14 protein-coding genes are annotated in these 18,324 nt (G+C 55.0%); 4 read left to right on the top strand and 10 right to left on the bottom strand.

Features of this window, described 5'->3' with window-relative positions; translation table 11 throughout:
• Positions 1 to 138: 138 nt before the first annotated feature.
• On the top strand, positions 139 to 1,521 hold the full coding sequence (gene glmU, locus BLP45_RS04280; protein ID WP_090370154.1) for a bifunctional UDP-N-acetylglucosamine diphosphorylase/glucosamine-1-phosphate N-acetyltransferase GlmU: 1,383 nt from the start codon (positions 139 to 141) through the stop codon (positions 1,519 to 1,521).
• Between the two features lie 67 nt (positions 1,522 to 1,588).
• On the top strand, positions 1,589 to 3,433 hold the full coding sequence (gene glmS, locus BLP45_RS04285; RefSeq protein WP_090370157.1) for a glutamine--fructose-6-phosphate transaminase (isomerizing): 1,845 nt from the start codon (positions 1,589 to 1,591) through the stop codon (positions 3,431 to 3,433).
• Positions 3,434 to 3,510: 77 nt separating this feature from the next.
• Here glmS and BLP45_RS04290 read toward each other — a convergent pair whose 3' ends face one another.
• The 7 genes from BLP45_RS04290 to BLP45_RS04320 form a co-directional block, all read right to left on the bottom strand.
• Positions 3,511 to 5,097 carry a tetratricopeptide repeat protein gene (locus BLP45_RS04290; protein ID WP_143002394.1) on the bottom strand — a complete coding sequence of 529 codons (1,587 nt, stop codon included), beginning with the start codon at positions 5,095 to 5,097 and terminating at the stop codon, positions 3,511 to 3,513.
• Positions 5,098 to 5,474: 377 nt separating this feature from the next.
• Positions 5,475 to 6,698, bottom strand: coding sequence for an ABC transporter permease (locus BLP45_RS04295; protein ID WP_090370162.1), 1,224 nt, complete (start codon positions 6,696 to 6,698; stop codon positions 5,475 to 5,477).
• A complete protein-coding gene (locus tag BLP45_RS04300) occupies positions 6,695 to 7,429 on the bottom strand; it encodes an ABC transporter ATP-binding protein (RefSeq protein ID WP_090370470.1) in 735 nt (244 codons plus the stop codon). The genes BLP45_RS04295 and BLP45_RS04300 overlap by 4 nt, the downstream gene beginning before the upstream one ends.
• A 276-nt stretch (positions 7,430 to 7,705) precedes the next feature.
• Complete coding sequence (locus tag BLP45_RS04305) at positions 7,706 to 8,854, bottom strand: efflux RND transporter periplasmic adaptor subunit (RefSeq protein ID WP_090370164.1); 1,149 nt, start codon at positions 8,852 to 8,854, stop codon at positions 7,706 to 7,708.
• A 202-nt stretch (positions 8,855 to 9,056) separates the two neighbouring features.
• Complete coding sequence (locus tag BLP45_RS04310; RefSeq protein ID WP_090370166.1) at positions 9,057 to 10,766, bottom strand: M48 family metalloprotease; 1,710 nt, start codon at positions 10,764 to 10,766, stop codon at positions 9,057 to 9,059.
• Positions 10,767 to 10,951: 185 nt separating this feature from the next.
• Positions 10,952 to 11,290, bottom strand: coding sequence for a P-II family nitrogen regulator (locus BLP45_RS04315; protein WP_090370167.1), 339 nt, complete (start codon positions 11,288 to 11,290; stop codon positions 10,952 to 10,954).
• A 119-nt stretch (positions 11,291 to 11,409) separates the two neighbouring features.
• On the bottom strand, positions 11,410 to 13,026 hold the full coding sequence (locus tag BLP45_RS04320) for an NAD+ synthase (protein WP_090370169.1): 1,617 nt from the start codon (positions 13,024 to 13,026) through the stop codon (positions 11,410 to 11,412).
• Between the two features lie 314 nt (positions 13,027 to 13,340).
• On the opposite strand from BLP45_RS04320, the gene BLP45_RS04325 reads away from it, so the two are divergent.
• Together BLP45_RS04325 and BLP45_RS04330 are read left to right on the top strand one after the other, a co-directional pair.
• Entirely contained in the window at positions 13,341 to 14,519 is a 1,179-nt protein-coding gene (locus tag BLP45_RS04325; RefSeq protein WP_090370171.1) for a GNAT family N-acetyltransferase, read from the top strand.
• A gap of 100 nt (positions 14,520 to 14,619) precedes the next feature.
• Complete coding sequence (locus BLP45_RS04330; protein WP_090370173.1) at positions 14,620 to 15,159, top strand: NUDIX hydrolase; 540 nt, start codon at positions 14,620 to 14,622, stop codon at positions 15,157 to 15,159.
• 54 nt (positions 15,160 to 15,213) lie between these two features.
• Here BLP45_RS04330 and BLP45_RS04335 read toward each other — a convergent pair whose 3' ends face one another.
• The 3 genes from BLP45_RS04335 to BLP45_RS04345 form a co-directional block, all read right to left on the bottom strand.
• The gene (locus BLP45_RS04335; RefSeq protein ID WP_090370175.1) at positions 15,214 to 16,380 is read right to left on the bottom strand and encodes an ABC transporter permease; all 1,167 of its coding nucleotides are present in this window, start codon (positions 16,378 to 16,380) and stop codon (positions 15,214 to 15,216) included.
• 25 nt (positions 16,381 to 16,405) lie between these two features.
• Entirely contained in the window at positions 16,406 to 17,563 is a 1,158-nt protein-coding gene (locus BLP45_RS04340) for an ABC transporter permease (RefSeq protein ID WP_090370177.1), read from the bottom strand.
• 66 nt (positions 17,564 to 17,629) lie between these two features.
• Positions 17,630 to 18,322, bottom strand: a complete 693-nt coding sequence (locus tag BLP45_RS04345; RefSeq protein WP_090370179.1) for an ABC transporter ATP-binding protein — start codon at positions 18,320 to 18,322, stop codon at positions 17,630 to 17,632.
• Between the last annotated feature and the right edge of the window lie 2 nt (positions 18,323 to 18,324).

Consider the following 18,324-nt stretch of genomic DNA (forward strand, 5'->3'; position numbering starts at 1 on the left):
TTCCTGGCATGAAGCTTTCTCGGTCTGTTTTTGCCGGGCAGACATACCGTCGCCCGCCTGATCATAGGCGACAATAAGCGGCAATAACCATGCGCCCGGTTGCCTCAGCGGCCGAGGTTCTTCATCACTCTTCATTAAATGTCTAAACTACATATCGTCATCCTGGCTGCCGGGCTCGGCAAGCGCATGTACTCCACACTGCCCAAGGTTTTACATCCGCTGGCCGGAAAACCCTTGCTCGGCCATGTCCTCGATACTGCCCGTTCACTGTCGCCACGGAGAATTTGTGTTGTCTATGGACATGGCGGCGAGGCCGTGCCCCAGGCGATCTGCGACGAGACGCTTATCTGGGTGAAACAGGTGCCGCAGTTGGGCACCGGTCACGCGCTCATGCAAGCACTGCCGCATCTGGACAACGACGGCCTGACGCTGGTGTTGTATGGCGATGTGCCGTTGACCGGCATCGAAACCCTGAAGAAATTGATCGCAGCGGCGGAATCAAAAACTCTTGCGCTGCTGACGGTGGATCTGGAGGATCCATCCGGCTACGGTAGAATCGTGCGGAACAGTAAAACAGGCGGAATTGCCGCTATTGTCGAGGAGAAAGATGCCAGTAACGCACAGCGGCAGGTCCGCGAGATCAATACCGGCATCATGGCGGTTCCAAACCAGTATCTCCACGGCTGGTTGCACAAGCTGGAAAACAAGAATGCTCAAAAGGAGTATTACCTGACCGACATTGTCGCGATGGCGGTCAAGGATGGCGTCAAGGTAGATGCCACGCAGCCGGATTACGCATGGGAAACAATCGGCATCAATAGTAAAACTCAGTTGGTGGCGCTTGAGCGCATTTATCAGAATGAGTGCGCAAAAGAATTATTGGAACAAGGGGTAACCCTGGCTGATTCGTCCCGCATTGATGTCCGTGGCCAGCTTGTGTGTGGCAGGGATGTGGAGATTGATATCAACTGCATCTTCGAGGGTCATGTACAATTGGATGACGGCGTGAAAGTGGGTGCTCACAGCATACTGAAAAATGTCAAGATTGCCGCAGGATCGGCAATCGCACCGTTCAGCCTGATCGACACCGCCGAAATCGGGAAAAACTGCCGCATTGGACCGTATGCTCGTATCCGTCCCGGAACCAGGCTTGCCGACGATGTGCATGTCGGGAATTTCGTCGAAGTCAAAAATAGCACCATTGCCGTCGGCAGCAAGGCGAATCATCTGAGCTACATCGGCGACTCCGTAGTCGGCAAAAACGTCAACATCGGCGCCGGAACGATCACCTGCAACTACGATGGCGCCAACAAATACCAGACGATTATCGAGGATGACGTTTTTGTTGGTTCCGATACGCAATTGGTTGCGCCGGTGAAGGTTGCGCAAGGCTCCACCATTGGCGCGGGCTCGACAATTACCAAAGATACACCGCCGGAGACGCTGACGCTGTCACGCGCCAAGCAAGTCAGTATCGACGGATGGACGCGGCCGGTTAAAAAAGTGAAGGGCGAGAAATGAAATATGAAGTGGCAAAATCTTCTCAACCTTGTCATTCCCTGGAGCGAAGCAGAGAGGAAATCCATCAATGTGCGGAATAGTCGGTGCGGTAGCCAGAAGTAACATTGTCCCCACCTTGCTGGAAGGTTTGCGCCGTCTCGAATACCGTGGTTATGATTCAGCGGGGCTGGCGCTGATGAACGGGGGACTGCACCGTCTGCGCACAACCGGCCGGGTTGCGGAACTCAGCAAACTGGCGGACGAGCAGCATTTTCATGGTGAAGTTGGCATCGCTCACACCCGCTGGGCTACTCACGGCGCGCCTTCCGAGCGCAACGCTCATCCACATTTTTCCGGTGAAATTTCGAAAGTGGCGGTGGTGCATAATGGCATCATCGAAAATCATGAGGCGCTGCGTCAGCGCCTGCAGGCTTTAGGGTTTGCATTCGTTTCCGATACGGATACCGAAGTGATCGCTCACCTCATTACATCCAAGCTGAAAGAAAATCCGGATTTATTTGAAGCAGTATGTCATTCAGTAGCTGAATTACAAGGCGCTTACGCAATCGCCGTCATGGAAGAGTCGCGGCCGGAGCGCATCGTCGTTTCCCGCAACGGTGCGCCTTTATTGCTGGGGCTGGGTGAATCCGGCAATTATGCCGCCTCCGACGCCTCCGCTTTGTTGCAGGTGACGCGGCACATGATCTATCTGGAAGAAGGCGACGTGGCCGAGCTGCGCCGCGACGGCTACCGCATTGTCAATCTACGCGACGGTACGCGCAAGGAAGTGGCGCGCCCCGTGCACGAAAGTGAACTGACCAACGAAGCGGTGGAAATGGGACCTTATGCCCATTTCATGCAGAAAGAAATATTCGAGCAGCCGGGAGTGGTGGCGAATACGCTGGAAATGGTGCTTAATGCATCTTCCATTTCTCCACGATTGTTTGGAAGCGAAGCGGAGAATATCTTTAAAGATACCGACAGCATTCTGATACTCGCCTGCGGCACCAGCTACCATGCGGGACTGGTTGCCCGCTACTGGCTGGAAACGTTGTCGGGATTACCTTGCAATGTCGAAATCGCCAGTGAATACCGCTACCGTGATCCGGTCGCCAATCCCAACGCGCTAGTGGTAGGAATATCCCAATCGGGGGAAACAGCGGACACGCTGGCCGCGCTCAGCTATGCCAAGTTGTTGGGCCATCGTTACAGCCTCGCTATCTGCAATGTCGCGGAAAGCGCCCTGGTACGGCAGACGGATCTACGCTTCCTCACCCGTGCCGGGCCGGAAATCGGCGTGGCCTCGACCAAGGCATTCACCACGCAGCTGGCTGCGCTGATGCTGCTTACCATGACATTGGCAAAATTGCGCGGCAAACTATCGGGCGAGGGTGAACGTGAGATGATCGCTGCCCTGCGGCACTTGCCTGTCGCGCTACAGCACGCGTTGCAGGTGGAACCCCAAGTCAAGGCTTGGGCTGAAGGATTTGCTCAAAAAAACCACGCCTTGTTTCTCGGACGCGGCATGCATTATCCCATCGCCATGGAAGGCGCGCTCAAGCTCAAGGAGATTTCTTACATCCACGCAGAAGCCTACGCCGCCGGAGAACTGAAACATGGTCCCCTCGCGCTGGTGGACAAGGACATGCCGGTGGTTGCTATTGCTCCCAACGACGCCCTGCTGGAAAAACTCAAATCCAATCTACAGGAAGTCCGCGCTCGCGGCGGTGAGCTCTACGTTCTCGCTGATGCCGATTCCCGCATTCAGGAGAGCGAAGGCATTCATGTCATTCGCCTGGCGGAACATGCCGGGCTGCTTAGCCCCATTCTCCATACTATCCCACTTCAATTGCTCGCCTACCACGTTGCGCTGCAAAAAGGCACCGATGTGGATAAGCCACGGAATCTGGCGAAATCGGTGACAGTGGAGTAGTCAAAAGTAATAAACTTGGATCTGATTTTGATAGAGATGTCAAGCGTCCGAGCATCTAGCTTCGTAATACGACGCCTTTATCTCATCGATAGAAACGCCTTGGCATGGGCGAGCTCAGGACGCTCCGTATCACGAGCGATGGTCAAGGCCTGTAGTTTGACGTAGTACTCGCGAGCGACCTGAGGGTTGCCGGCGGCTTCCGCGGCGCGGGCAGCGCCATAAATGCCACGGAACCGGTTCGGATCCCGCTTTAGGGAGTGCTCAAATTCGGCGAACGCCTGTTTGGGCCGCCCGAGCGCCAGGAGCATCTCGCCCAGCAACTCGCGCGAGGGCACGACGTTCCCCGGTGTCACAGGGTGCTTGTCGCTCGCCTCTTCGGCTTCCGCGGCGGCACGCATAAGCTGTAGCGCCTCCTCGTTGCGTTTGTCGGCAAGCGCAATCCACCCATTGACAGCCTTGATCTGGAAGTCGGCTTGGCTCGCCCAGTAGGCATCCTTAGCCGCGCTCAGCGCCTCCTTGAGCGCCTGCAGTCGGTCCACGTCCCTACGGGCGGCCGCGACGTCGCCGCTACGCGCCGCTCCCAGCCCGCGGGCGAATACCAGAATACCCTCCGCTTGAGGGAACTTGCTCCAGGTGAGGTCGGACGGGGAGAGAGTCAGCTTCGCGGCTTGCGCCCAGTCGCCGCGCTCGAGCGCGTAGCGGGCGGGCATGGCGGCGAAGGCATAGGCTGCGACCACATTTTCCACATTCACCTTGCGGATCGCACCGGCCTCGTCCACCAGTTGCTTCGCCGCCTTGTCCTGTGCCTGCTGGAGCTGGCCGAAAACCATGTAGTCCATTGCATGTAGCGCGTCATAGGCGCCGATGCCCAGCGTCTTTTCCTTCAGCTCACCCTTGGCGGCGAGATAGGAGGCGCGATTGGCGTCCACCATTTCCTTCCACAGGCCAACACGCGAGAAGATGTGCGAGGGCATGTGCAGTACATGGGGCACGGTAGGCGCGATGGCGCCGTAGGCACGCGCCGCGGGAAGTCCTTTTTCTGCCAGTTCCGCATAGTCATAGGTATGGATCAGGTAGTGGGCCACACCGGGATGATGGGGGTACTTCTTGAACAGAGGCTCCAGGATTGCCGCCGCCTTGAGCTGATTTGCGAAGCTCTTGTCCGTGGGCAGCGCCGTAATGTTGAGCGCCAGCGCGTAGAGGATCTGTGCCTCCTCGTCCTTGGGATACTTCGCCGCCACGCCTTCCATCGCCTTCTCGAAGGCGATGGCGCGAGGCCGAAATTCGGTGGTCTCCCAGTCCTTGAAGAACGTGCCCAAGGCAGCGATGTAGTCGCGTTCGCGCTCGCTCTTGGCGCCAGCTCGATTCGCCTCCGCCGCAGCCGGGGCGCCAGCTTTGGAGGCACTCGGATTCGTCGGCCAGGTGAAGGGATTGCCCATGGACACGATGGAAATGCCCCAGTATGCCATGCCGCACTCGGGATCATGCCGCAGGACTTTGGCGAAGGATGCCTTGGCCGGATCGAACCAGAACGAATGGAACAATGCCATCGCCCGATTGAACTCCTGCTGCGCGGCAACGTTGCATGAAACGGCAAAATTCAGCTCGCCAAGCTGTTCCAGTCGGGCGGTTCGTGGAGTGCGGTCTGTGTGTATCAGCTCCAACCCGGACGTCGATTGGGACGAAGACCGCGCTGCCGGCGCAGACACATGGTCTTGCGTGGCGCATCCGGCAAACAGCAGAGCGCTAGCAATAAGCGCAGCGCGTCCATGTGTGTGAGGGACTAGCGCTCTTTTCATGGCGGATCCTTTCGTTATTGGTTGAGTCAAGATGCGTGAAACGGTCCCGAAAAGGCAGGGTAGCAGCGTGTAGTAAAGGTCATGCGTGTAACCGCATTTTCTTTGCCGCGATTGCTACAACTATGCCGGAGATCGAGCGCCTGTCCCAGCATAAAAAGTCCTGCACTTAACCCAAGATTAATACTGTCTGGCAAAACTATCTTACCTAATACAAAGTGGGCTGTTAAGTTGCACTGATGGCGTTATTCATACCGCAACGCCTCCACTGGTTTCAAAGCGGCTGCCTTTTTCGCCGGATAAAACCCGAAAAATATCCCCACTGCGGAGGCGAAGGCGAACGCCAGGGCAACCATGCCAAATGTGATTACCACCACCATATCAGCTGCGCGGCTCACTGCCCACGCGCCGCCGATGCCGATTGCGATGCCCGCCAGCCCCCCCAGGATGCAGATCACCAGTGCTTCCAGCAAAAATTGTGTGAGGATGGCGCGGCGGTTTGCGCCGATGGCCATGCGGATGCCGATCTCCCGGGTACGTTCCGTTACCGATACCAGCATGATATTCATGATGCCAATGCCCCCGACCAGCAGCGATACCGAGGCGATTGCACCGAGCATCAACGACATGACCTTGGCGGCACCGGTTGCAACGGCGGCAAGTGCCGCCAGGTTGCGCACGGTGAAATCGTTTTCCATGCCTTCCGCGATACGATGGCGCTGAAGCAACAGACGGTTAATCTCGATTTCCGCTTCTTCCATCACTTCCGCCGACCGGGCTTGTACCATCATGAACTGTATTGATCCTGGAAACTGGGTGCCGAAAATCTGGCGCTGCCCGGTTGTAACGGGAACGAAAACGCTATCGTCCTGATCGCGTCCATCCAGGCTCTGCCCCTTCGCTACCAGCACACCGGCGACCTGAAAGGGGCTGTTCTTGATACGTACGATTTTGCCCGTCGGGTCTTCCTCGCCAAACAGGTTTTTTGCGGTAGTGGAACCGAGAATTGCCACGCGAGCGGCAGCCCTCAGATTGGCATCGGAAAAAATCTCGCCGCTTTCCATCGCCCAATCCCGCACCTCAAAATAATCGGGCGTGACGCCGGTAACCACGGTGCTCCAGTTATTGGCGCCATAATTCAGTTGCGCGGTGCCGGTGATAAGCGGGACGGTCGTCTTGATGGAGGGCAGGCCGGCGATGGCCTGTGCATCGCTGATCGTCAGGGTTTGCACGCTGCCGCTGCCGGAACGCAAAGCGCCGGAAGAAGTGGCGCCTGGTAACACAATAAACAGATTACTGCCCATCGAGGCGATAGCCTGGTTGACCGTTGTCTGGGCGCCTTGACCGATAGCGAGCATCAACACTACCGCCGCGACGCCAATGATCATGCCGAGCATGGTCAATCCGGTGCGCAGGCGATTGAGCCGTAACGCCCGTAGCGCTTCGCCGATGATGGCAAAGAAGTTCATGCGGGTACTTCGTCATCGTGCACCACTCGCCCATCCTTGACGCGAACCAGCCGCCGGGTGCAGGCGGCGATATCATCCTCATGCGTCACGAGCACGATGGTGATGCCTTGCTCGCGATTCAGTTGCTGAAAAATCGTCATGATCTCACCGCTGGTTTGGGTGTCGAGATTCCCGGTAGGCTCATCCGCAAGGATAAGCTGCGGATTATTGACCAGTGCGCGGCTGATGGCGACGCGCTGCTGCTGTCCGCCGGAAAGCTGATTGGGCTGATACGCGGCGAATTTCCCCAAGCCGGTCTGCTGCAATCGTTCGAGCGCACGCTTACGGCTTTCCGAACGGCTTACGCCGGCATAGAGTAGCGGCGCCGCAACGTTATCCAGCGCTGTCATGCGTTTCAGCAGGTTGAACCCCTGAAATACGAAACCGATATTTCGATTCCGCACGCGCGCAAGTTCATCGTCCGAAAGCTTTGCGATATCGCGGCCGTTAAGCCAATAGCTGCCGCTGGTGGGCGTATCGAGGCACCCGAGTATATTCATCAGAGTGGACTTGCCTGAGCCCGAGTGTCCCATGATAGCGACGAATTCGCCGCGATTGATAGTGAGGCTGACATCGAATAGAACTTGGCTGTTGACCGTCCCATTGCCGCCATTCTCCAGGCTATAAATTTTGCAAAGATTCTCTACCTTGATCAGCGGTTCACTGGACGCATGATGCCGAAGCGGTGTCATTGAGGAATCTCTGAATAAGTCTTGCATGGGCGCGACGGCGGGTTTGCGGGATGGAATGCGCGAAAGGCGAGGACGTGAATGGCCATTCCCTTCGCTATGAGCCTGACAACGCAGACCGCCCGCAAGGCCGCCGTCCCTTTGGGTTACTGGCAAAATCGGGCGCTCACTGCGTGGCACTCCTTGGCATCGTAGACTAGCTACGACCTGCGTCGTGCGCCTTCTGATCATCCCGATTTTACCAGCAACGCGCTCCACGAAGGACTTGTTCAGAGGTTCCTAGAACATTCTGAATCTGAGTTTACTGCCGGATTTTTCCTTGTCGACGATTTCGCGAGTGATCAGTTTATCGCCTTCCTTGATTTCACCTTGCAGGATTTCGGTAAAGTTGTTATCGGCAATGCCAGTTTTGACGCTGATGGGAATGGGCTTGCCCGCTTCCAGCCGGTAGACCACACGCTTACCCGGCTGCCCGGCAGCCGTCGTTGCTGAATTCGTATCGGCCTCCGGTGGCTTATAGCGCAGCGCAGCGTTGGGAACCCGCAATACATCTTTTTTATGCTTGACGGTGAAGCGCACATTGGCGGTCATGCCAGGAAGCAATACCCCATCGTCGTTGGTCACTGCAACCACGACATTGTATGAAACGACATTATGCTGAATTGTGGGATTGAGGCGCACCTGTTTTACCGTACCCGTAAACTCCCGCTCCTGAAAAGCATCCACCGTGAAACTTACCGGTTGGCCGAGATGCAGCTGGCCGATGTCAGCCTCCGCCACGTTGGTATCGATCTGCATGTGGCGCAAATCCTTTGCAATCTGAAACAAGGTAGGCGTCTGGAAGCTGGCGGCCACAGTCTGCCCAATATCAACGTTGCGCGCGATGACAACGCCGGAAATGGGTGAACGGATCACACTGTAATTGAGATTGGTACGGTCCCGCGCTAGCTGGGCCTCGCTTACCGCTAGCTGGGCGCGAGCTGTTTCCAGCTGTTGTTCGACCGCGTCCAGCGCTTCGGGAGAAATAAAACCCTGTTCCACAAGGGCGCGGTTACGGGTCATTTTGTTGTTTGCCAGTTTCAGGGCAGTTCGGGCATTTACCACATTGGCCTGTGCCTGCTGCAATTGGGCCTGAAACAGCGCCGGATCAAGTTCCGCCAGTATATGCCCCGCTTCGACCCGGTCATTGAAGTCGGCAAGCAGCTTGAACACGGTGCCTGATACCTGGGTACCGACATTCACCAGCACGACGGGGTTGAGCGTGCCGTTGGCCGAAATGTTTTGTACAACCTCTCCGTGGTCGGCTGCCTGGGTTTTGTAGTGTTCCTGCCCGGGTTCCGTTCCTGCCTTCCAGTACCACACGCCAACCGCGGCCAACAGCAGCGCTGCGACTACCGTATACAGCCTCATGCGCGGGTTAAACGTCATACCTGACCAAAGGAACTGGGGGACATCCGGCGCCGGGCGGTAAAAAATGAAAGCCGGATATTACCTGAATATGGGGAGCTTATAAGGGAGTTTATAAAATCATGCTGCAGGGTAGGAAAACCTGGCCCTGGATAGACACCGGCCAGATCGCATTTGTTGTCGCCCCTTTCCCGGAAGACAGCGATCAATGCGTTACCGAACTTCAATTCTCTTTTTTCTCATCGGCGGCCAGTACGCGTAATTCCTTAAGGCGCGCCTCCGCGCTGGATTTCTGGTAGAAGTCCCCGTCGTCGCCTCTCAAAGCAATCTGCAGCTGTTCAATGGCAGCGTGGATTTTCCCCTGCCGCGTGTAGACTTCCGCTTGCGCGCGATGCTGCATCATCATATCCCCAAGCGCTCCATAGCTTTGCGCCTGCAGCCGGTAAAGGCGTATGTCATTGGGCGTAAACTGCAGTTGCTGACTAACAAATTTGAGCGCCGCATCGGCGTTATTGCCGCGTAGCAGCGCATCGGCATAGTCATAGATTAATGCCCGGTGCTGTGGATATATTCGTAGCGCAGCTTTATAAATATCGAGGGCTTCCGCGTATTGTCCCACTGCAAGTTTGACGCGGGCCGCAAGGGTCTCAATCATTGCGCTTGGCTGCGGCGTTTTACGCGTAATCTGGATCGTCGCGCCAAGCCGATGATTTTCCACTGTTTCATCCGTGTCAGCGGGTTTGTATTTTAATGGGCGCTGCCGAGGCGCCAGCCGTGGCGCAGCTTTGTAAATGTCGAGAGCTTCAGCAGGTTGTCCCATAGCGAGCCTCGCACGCGCCGCAAGAGTCTCAATCATGGCGGCTGGCAGGGGGGTCCGATGTGCAATCCGCGGGGTTGCATCCAGGTGCGGATGCTCCAACGCCTCATCGGCGTCGGACTGCAAATCTTCATACAGTTGCGCTAATTCTTTATCCGCGCGTACGTACTTTCGGTCCCGCAACAAGGCATTGATTAGTCCGTAGCGCTCCACGGCTTCATTGCTATAACGTTTATCCTGCAACACGGAGTCAAAATGTTCTACCGCCTCCCTTGGACTCTCCAGCGAAGCGCGCAGCTTGGCTCGCACCAATTGGAAATCGAGGCTGTCGGGAATTTGCCGGTAAGGGATATCATGAATGCGGCTCTCAATATCCGCGATGCGCTCATAAGTGATTGGGTGGGTACGCAAATATGAAGGTGCGCCATTCTCCCGGAATCGTCCAGCCCTTTGCAGACGTTCGAAAAACGTCGACATCCCGTGCGGGTCAAGACCGGCACTCATCAGAATGCTCAAGCCGATACGATCGGCCTCTTTCTCATGGGCGCGGGTAAAATCCAATTGCGACTGAATTCGATGGGCCTGCGAGCCAACAAGAATAGCCTGTCCCGCCTGGGGGTTTGAACGCGAAGCCAGGATCGCCAACGCTGCCGCCACCAGGGAAGTCAGCATGCTGTATTTTTGTCCCGAGATCATGCGCGCGAGATGTTTCTGGGTGACGTGCGCAATTTCGTGCGCCATGACGCCCGCCAGTTCCGATTCCGCTTGCGCAGTCAGGATAAGCCCGCTATTGAAGCCCATGAAGCCGCCGGGCAGCGCAAACGCGTTGATCGTGGAATCTTGCAGGGCAAAGAACTCGAACTCCTGATCGGGATGGGCCTCGTCCGAACTGAGAATCAACCGATTGCCGAGATTGGTGAGATAACCGGCGATTTCCGCATCGTCGAGATATGCCGGATCAGCGCGAATCTCGGACATGATTTGCAAGCCCAGTTCCCGCTCCTGGCGCGGCGAAATGGTCGCCTGCGATACGTCGCCCAGATTAGGCAGTTCTCCAGCAAAGCCGTTTGCCGTAAACAGCATTGGCAGAATAGCCGTCAAATAGCGAAATTTCATGTGGATAAGATAGCTGTTCGCAGGCGAAGTTCCACCGTGCGTGCGACGACAGACCCTGGAATGGGAAATATGGATTATTTGTGGATGCGATGCCGCGCCATACGCGATCAACGCGATATAAAAAGGAGGCCGATTTACGAACGCACCTCAGGCCGGTTGTTGTATGGGGAAATAGATATGTGCGGCTAGATCGCTGTATCATCCGTCTCACCCGTACGTATTCTCACCACCTGCTCAATACTGGTGACGAAAATCTTGCCATCGCCTATCTTGCCAGTACGCGCAGTGTGAACAATTGTCTCGATAATGCTCTCCACCAGTGTTTCAGCCGCCACTATTTCAATCTTTATTTTCGGCAGAAAATCCACTACATACTCTGCGCCCCGATAGAGCTCGGTGTGGCCCTTCTGCCTGCCGAACCCTTTGACTTCAGTGACTGTCAATCCGCTTACACCGATCTCATTGAGGGCCTCGCATACTTCGTCGAGCTTGAAGGGCTTGATGATGGCCTCGATTTTTTTCATGATGCATTCCTCTAATTCGGATCTATTTTTTCCAGGAAAACGGAAGCACGGTTGTGCCGCAGTTGTGCGCCCGAGTGATTATACGAGGTTCTAAAGGCTTTAATCCCGGTTCACGGCTACTAAAATTCGTCTCGGTATTTTGATGTAATCGGGTAACGCCAATCCTTACCGAAGCCTCTCTGGGTAACGCGGATGCCCGGCGGAGACTGGCGGCGTTTATATTCATTCAGGCGGATAAGTTGTACCACCCGCCGTACATCGGCTTCTGCATAATTCATCCCGATAATATCCTGCAACGAAATGTCATGCTCCACGTAAGCTTCGACAATGGCATCAAGTACCTCGTAAGGCGGCAGGCTGTCCTGATCGGTCTGGTCAGGACGCAATTCCGCCGAAGGAGCACGGCTGATAACACGTTCCGGGATAACATGTCCCAGCGTATTGCGATAACGGCAAAGGCGGTACACCATGGTTTTGCTGATATCCTTCAATACTGCGAAGCCGCCTGCCATATCGCCGTACAGAGTACAGTAGCCTACCGCTATTTCGGATTTATTGCCCGTGGTAAGAACAATAGAACCGTATTTGTTCGATAATGCCATCAGCAGGCTGCCGCGTATACGCGCTTGCAAGTTTTCCTCCGTGATGTCAGGAGTGTTTTGCTGCTGCGGCTCCCTGAACTCCCTCTCCAGTGTGTCCCCGAATTTTCCGAAAATGGGCCCGATGGGGAGCTCGCTGTAACGCACATTCAATGTTTTGGCGATCGTGCGCGCATCGGATAAGCTGATGTCGGCGGTAAACCGAGACGGCATCATTACTGCCTGCACTGTATCGGCGCCCAGTGCATCCACCGCAATTGCCATTGTAAGCGCCGAATCCACCCCGCCGGAAAGCCCCAGCAGTACGCCCCGGATGCCATTCTTTCCAATATAATCCTTGAGGCCGAGACACAGCGCCTGGTAAACGCTCGCTTCCAAAGCTTGCGGCGGTGCGATTTCCCCTGGTACGGGAGCGCCATTTTGCAATTCGACCAAGCCCAGGGTTTCCCTGAACTCATCAAACTGATGCGTAACTTCCCCCTTGTCATTCATGGCAAAAGAGGCGCCGTCGAATATCAGTTCATCCTGACCACCCACCAAGTTGGCATAGATGATGGGTATTGCTGTTTCACTGATGCATTGGCGCACGATCTGGTAGCGCAGAACCTGCTTGCGCATGTGGTAAGGGGAAGCGTTCAGTACCAGCAGAACGTCCGCTCCCGCCTCCCTGGCGCGCATGGCCGGGTCTTCTTGCCAAATATCCTGACAAATGTTGACGCCGAATTTTATCCCTTCAAGATTGAATATGCAGGAATCGCAGCCGGGTTCGAAATAACGTCGCTCGTCGAATACGCTGTCATTGGGAAGCTGATTCTTGAGATACGTGGCGATAATTTTACCGTCGCGTATCACCGAAGCCGCGTTGTAGAGGTTGTTGCCGGCAACATGGGGATGTCCCACCAGCAGCGTTATACCGTATATTTCCTTGGCCAGATCAGCAAGCGCATCTCTGCAGGCGAGATGGAATCCCTCGCGCAATAACAGGTCTTCAGGCGGGTACCCTGACACAGCCAGCTCGGGTGTGATGACCAATTTGGCTCCCGCATTCTTTGCGCGGCGGGCGTAATCGAGAACCTTTCCGGTATTACCGCTAAGGTCGCCGACGATGCAGTTGATCTGGGCAATGGCGAGCTTCATGGTTTGGGGCAGATTCCGCTATCTTTTCATTGAAAAACTGTCGGATCATACCAGAATGGCCATCCTTCACGGGCCTCGCAGCCGCTCGCCATCCTTTCCACTTTAACAATGTACGACCTCGTAGGGCGCCAATAAGCAGAGCGCATTGCACCGCAAGAGTCTTCCCGATATATCGTAGCTGGCGAAGGGCTATGAAAATGTGCTTGAATATGAAAATTGACATACCGTGCAATGCTCCGCTTATTGACACCCTACTACTATTGGAGAAATTCCATCGCATTTTATGCGAGCGGAAATGTGCCTGAAAATTCTTCATGATTCCAGAACTTCAAATTAAGATAATCGATACACTTGACAGCATTTCTGTTGCGGCATGGAACGCGCTTGCGGGAGATGATCCGTTTCTGCGGCATGAATTCTTTTCCGCCTTGCATGAAACCGGGTGTGTTTCAAAAAAAACCGGTTGGTTACCGCAATTCATCACATTGTGGGAAGGCCAGGCCCTGCGTGGCGCGCTACCACTTTATATGAAGAGCCATTCCTACGGAGAGTACGTATTCGATTGGGCTTGGGCGGACGCCTACCGGCGCTACGGTTACCCTTATTACCCCAAGCTGCTGAGCGCAGTCCCTTTCAGCCCTGTGACGGGACGACGGCTGATGGCGGAGACCGCGGAGCATCGCGCCTTGCTTGTCTCGGCCGCATTGAAAATGACGAAAGACAGAAACGCGGAGACGGTGATTTCGTCTTTCCATTGCCTGTTCCCGCGAGAGCATGAAGCGCGCGAAATGGAGGAAGCGGGAATGACGTTGCGGCATGGCATCCAATTCCACTGGAAAAATCGGATGGGGGAGAATTACGAGAATTTCGAAGCATTTCTGGAGGGGATGAGTCATGGCAAACGCAAGAACATCAGGCAGGAGCGACGGAAAGTCCACGCCGCCGGTATCCATTTTCAATGGTTGACCGGATACGATGCGAGCGACGATCACTGGCGTTTCTTTGTCAACTGCTACAATAAAACTTACCGCGATCACCATTCTACGCCTTACCTCAATCTGGAATTCTTCACGCGGCTCGGCAAAAGCATGCCGGAGAATGTCCTGCTGATTCTGGCGTTGCGTGATAACCGACCCATTGCCGCATCATTCAACTTGCATAACTCCCACACGCTGTATGGGCGCTATTGGGGCGCTATGGAATTTGTGCCGGGCCTGCATTTCGAGACCTGCTACTATCAAGCCATCGAGTTCTGTATTGCCCGTGGTATCGCTTTGTTTGAAGGCGGAGCCCAGGGAGAGCACAAGCTTGCACGTGGCTTTCTTCCCGTGCGGACTTGGTCGACGCACTGGCTTGCACATCCCGAATTCGCCGCCGCTATCGGAAATTATCTGAAGCACGAGGCGCAAGACATCAGTCACTATTTAGACGAACTGAACGAAAGCTCGCCGTTCAGGAAAGAAAAAGGGAGCAATACCAAACCCGGGGGTTAACCGCTCATTTTTTAGTTTGGGCTATAATCCACCAACGCTTTTCATTCTCACTTGATTTTCACATTATGGCGGGTTCACTACAATTTCCGGATTTGGGATAATGAAATACTGCAGCAACTGTGGCACCCCGGTTGAATTGCGTATTCCCGAAGGCGACACGCTGCCACGTTATGTTTGCTCCGCATGCAGCGTTATTCATTATCAAAACCCGAAAATAGTGGTGGGCTGCATACCCGAGTGGGAGGATAGGATATTGTTGTGCCGCCGGGCTATCGAGCCGCACCACGGTTTATGGACATTGCCTGCGGGGTTCATGGAAAATGCCGAAACGCTGGTCCAGGGCGCCGCGCGCGAAACACTGGAGGAAGCCAATGCGCGAGTGGAGATGGGAGCCCTTTATGCCATTTATAATGTTCCCCATATCAACCAGGTGCACATCCTGTTTCGTGCGCAGTTGCTGGATCTCGATTTCAAACCCGGAATCGAGAGCTTGGACGTCCAGCTTTTTGGAGAGGCGGAGATTCCCTGGGAGACGCTGGCGTTTCGTGTTATCCGGGAACCTCTGAAGCGTTACTTCGAGGAGCGCCGCCAAGGAAAATTCGAGTTTCATATGGGGACTATAGAAGAGGCTGGCAAATGATTATTTCATGGGAATTCGGGAATGCGCGGCAGTGCTGGGGCGATTTCATGGGGGTCAAGCTGCCCGTAACGCATCCACGATATTGAGGCGGGCGGCCCGGGCGGCGGGAAGAAAGCCGCCGGCAACGCCCATGATTAGCGCAAATGCAAATGACTTCAGGATAATGGTTACGTTCAGGGTGAAGCCGAATGCCAGTTCCGAGAAAGATTGCCAATTCATGGTGGAGATGGTAAAGAATTGCATGAACGACGCTAATACCAAACCGGCTACGCCACCCGTCGCACCGAGCATCATTGCTTCGACGAGAAACGCTGACAGTATATTTTTTCTGCGGAATCCCAGCGCCCGGAGGGTGCCGATTTCAGAGGCGCGATTGGCGACGGAAGCGTACATGGTGATCATCGCGCCGATAATCGCGCCGGCGGAAAAAACAACCGACAATATCATTCCCAGATAGCGGATGAAGTTTGCCAGCACCCGTGATTGCTCGGCATAAAAAACACTTTCCTGCTTTGCTTCCAGGGTAAGACGCGGATCATTTTCAACGCGGGTCTCGAATTGAGTAAATGCCGCCGGATCATTCAATTTCAATATCACCGAAGAATAGACTGGCCTGCGAAAAGCTTGCATCAGTTGGTCCGCATCGCCCCATATTTCCGAGTCGAAGCCGGTTTTGCCGGCGTCTATGATGCCGACTACATTCCATTCACGCTGCCCGAAGCGCAGCGTTTCGCCAACACCGGCGCCCGTGTAGCGTTCGGCGACGCTCTTGCCCGCAATGATTTCCGTTGACCCGGGGCGAAACATGCGTCCTTCGACGATTCTTACCTGTGGGCGAAGTTCAATTCCTTTTTGGCCCATTCCGCGGATCAATATGTTGGACGCTTTATCGGAGTTGCGCTTGGCTAGGGAAATTAATACGATGGCCTCCTTCGATGTCAACCGCGTGCCGTCCATGCCGTAGGCGACTTCCGGCTGGCCTTCCACGATGGCGGCCTGCTCGCGATCGATGATGCTTTGCACCTCGGTGCCTGCGGAACGGCGGGTAACCACCACATTGTCAGGTGAGCCTGTTTCCACCAGCGTTTTCCTGAGGCCCTCTTCCAGCATTAATACCGTCGCAAATACAAACACCACGAGGGCCATGCCGCCGGCGGTAAGTAGCGTCGTCAGCTTGCGTGCCGCTAGGCTACGCAGCGTGTATGAGAGGGGAATCGCCATATTCCAGTCTCCTTGGGCTCATTCACTAACCAATGCTTCGCAAGCCTTCCACGATGGGCACTCGCGCTGCGCGCAAGGCGGGCAGTACCGCTGCCGCGATGCCAACCGCAATTGCAGCGGCGGCCTGCATGTAAACTGTTTCCACCGAAACACCGAATACTGGAAACAGCGTGCCAACTTGTTTGCTGAATTTATCGGCGACAGGGAAGGTGAGCAGAATCCCAACCGCCGCGCCGGTAAGCGCAATCGCCAGAGATTCTCCATAAATTAAGCCGGCAAGGAAGCGCGGGCCAAAACCCAATGCCTTAAGCATGGCGTATTCCCTGATGCGTTCGCGCGCGGTCATTGCCATCGTATTGGCCATTACCGCAAGGATGATGAAAATCACCACGAACGAGACGATTCGGATGGCTACCACAATGGCTTCAGTCATGGAAACAAATCCCAGTTGAAATGCTTTTTCTGTTTCGGTGAGGGTTTCTGCAAGAGAATTTCTGAACATGGCGTCCACCTCAGTCGATATTTCCGCCGCCCTGTCGGCATCCGAGATTTCGATCACGTATACACCCACGTGATCGGTTCTGCGAGACGCGGCCTTTTTTATTGTTTCGTTAAGGTAATCCCAGTGAAAGAAAAACTGCGAGGTATCGGTCCCGGCCTCTGCACCATCATAGATGGCGCGCACCGTAAAGCTCCATGCGCCGGAATAGATCGTGCCGCGCAGAGGAACGGTGTCGCCGATTTTGAAACCGTATGTGTTCGCCACCTTGCGGCCTATCATGCAGCCCTTGCGGTCGGCGCCAAATGCTTTCATTTCGTCCGGGGAGATGAGGTATTCAGGATAGAGATCAAAATAGGTTTTTGCATCGACTGCGAACTGTGGAAAAAAATTCTTTTCGGTAACATAAACCCCGCCGAACCAGCTCGCATGGGAAACCGCTGTAACGCCCTCAATTCTGCGAATCCGTTCCTGATAGTTAATTGGTAGCGGAAATACCAGCGAAATCGCATTTCGCGTCACCAGTCGGGTTGATGAAGCGCTTTCCGCGCCTGAATACCAGGCGTCCACTACCGTACGCAATAGTCCAAAAGCAAGTATCGCCACCACCAATCCCAGCACGGTCAGACCGGTGCGCAGTGTGTGGCGCAATGTATTTCTCAGAATAAGCTTCAGAAAATGCATCGTTGCAGAATCCGCATGCGGGACGCCCGAAAAGCTGAAGGAAAAAGATAGGAATTGACTCGTTAATCAACTTCTTACATCCAGTTCCCCTTTCTCCAGGTGGCGAATTGAATGGGCGGATTTCGCCGCATGAGGATCGTGTGTCACCATAATGATGGTTTTACCCATTTCGCTGTTGAGGCGTTCGAGCATGGATAGAATTTCGTCCGCCGAGGCGCGATCAAGGTCGCCTGTCGGTTCGTCCGCGACCAGGATGACGGGGTCGGTGATGAAGGCGCGAGCGATCGCCACGCGTTGCTGCTGACCGCCGGACAGCTCCGAAGGATAATGCTCCATACGATCAGTTAATCCCACCATCGACAATGCCAGTTCCACGCGTTCTCGCCTTTGACTGCGCGAAAGCCGCGTCAACAACAATGGTAATTCCACATTCTCAAATGCAGTCAGCACCGGCATCAGATTGTAGAACTGGAAAATGAAACCAACGTTGGCCGCACGCCAGTCGGCCAGGTCCGCTTCGGAAAGCGTGGCGATGTCTGTTCCGTTAACTTTCAACGAACCGCTATCCGGCTTGTCAATCCCGGCAATCAGGTTGAGCAGTGTACTTTTGCCGGAGCCGGAAGGTCCCATCAGGGCGATGAATTCGGATGAAATAATGTCAAAAGAGATGTTGGTCAGGACCGGCACCAGCTGTTCGCCGCGACGATAGCTTTTGGTGAGATGCCTGATCTGGACAATGGGCTCGGAAAGATTTTCCATGC

It is taken from the genome of Nitrosospira sp. Nl5 (assembly GCF_900102495.1).
In the GTDB taxonomy this organism is placed as follows: domain Bacteria; phylum Pseudomonadota; class Gammaproteobacteria; order Burkholderiales; family Nitrosomonadaceae; genus Nitrosospira.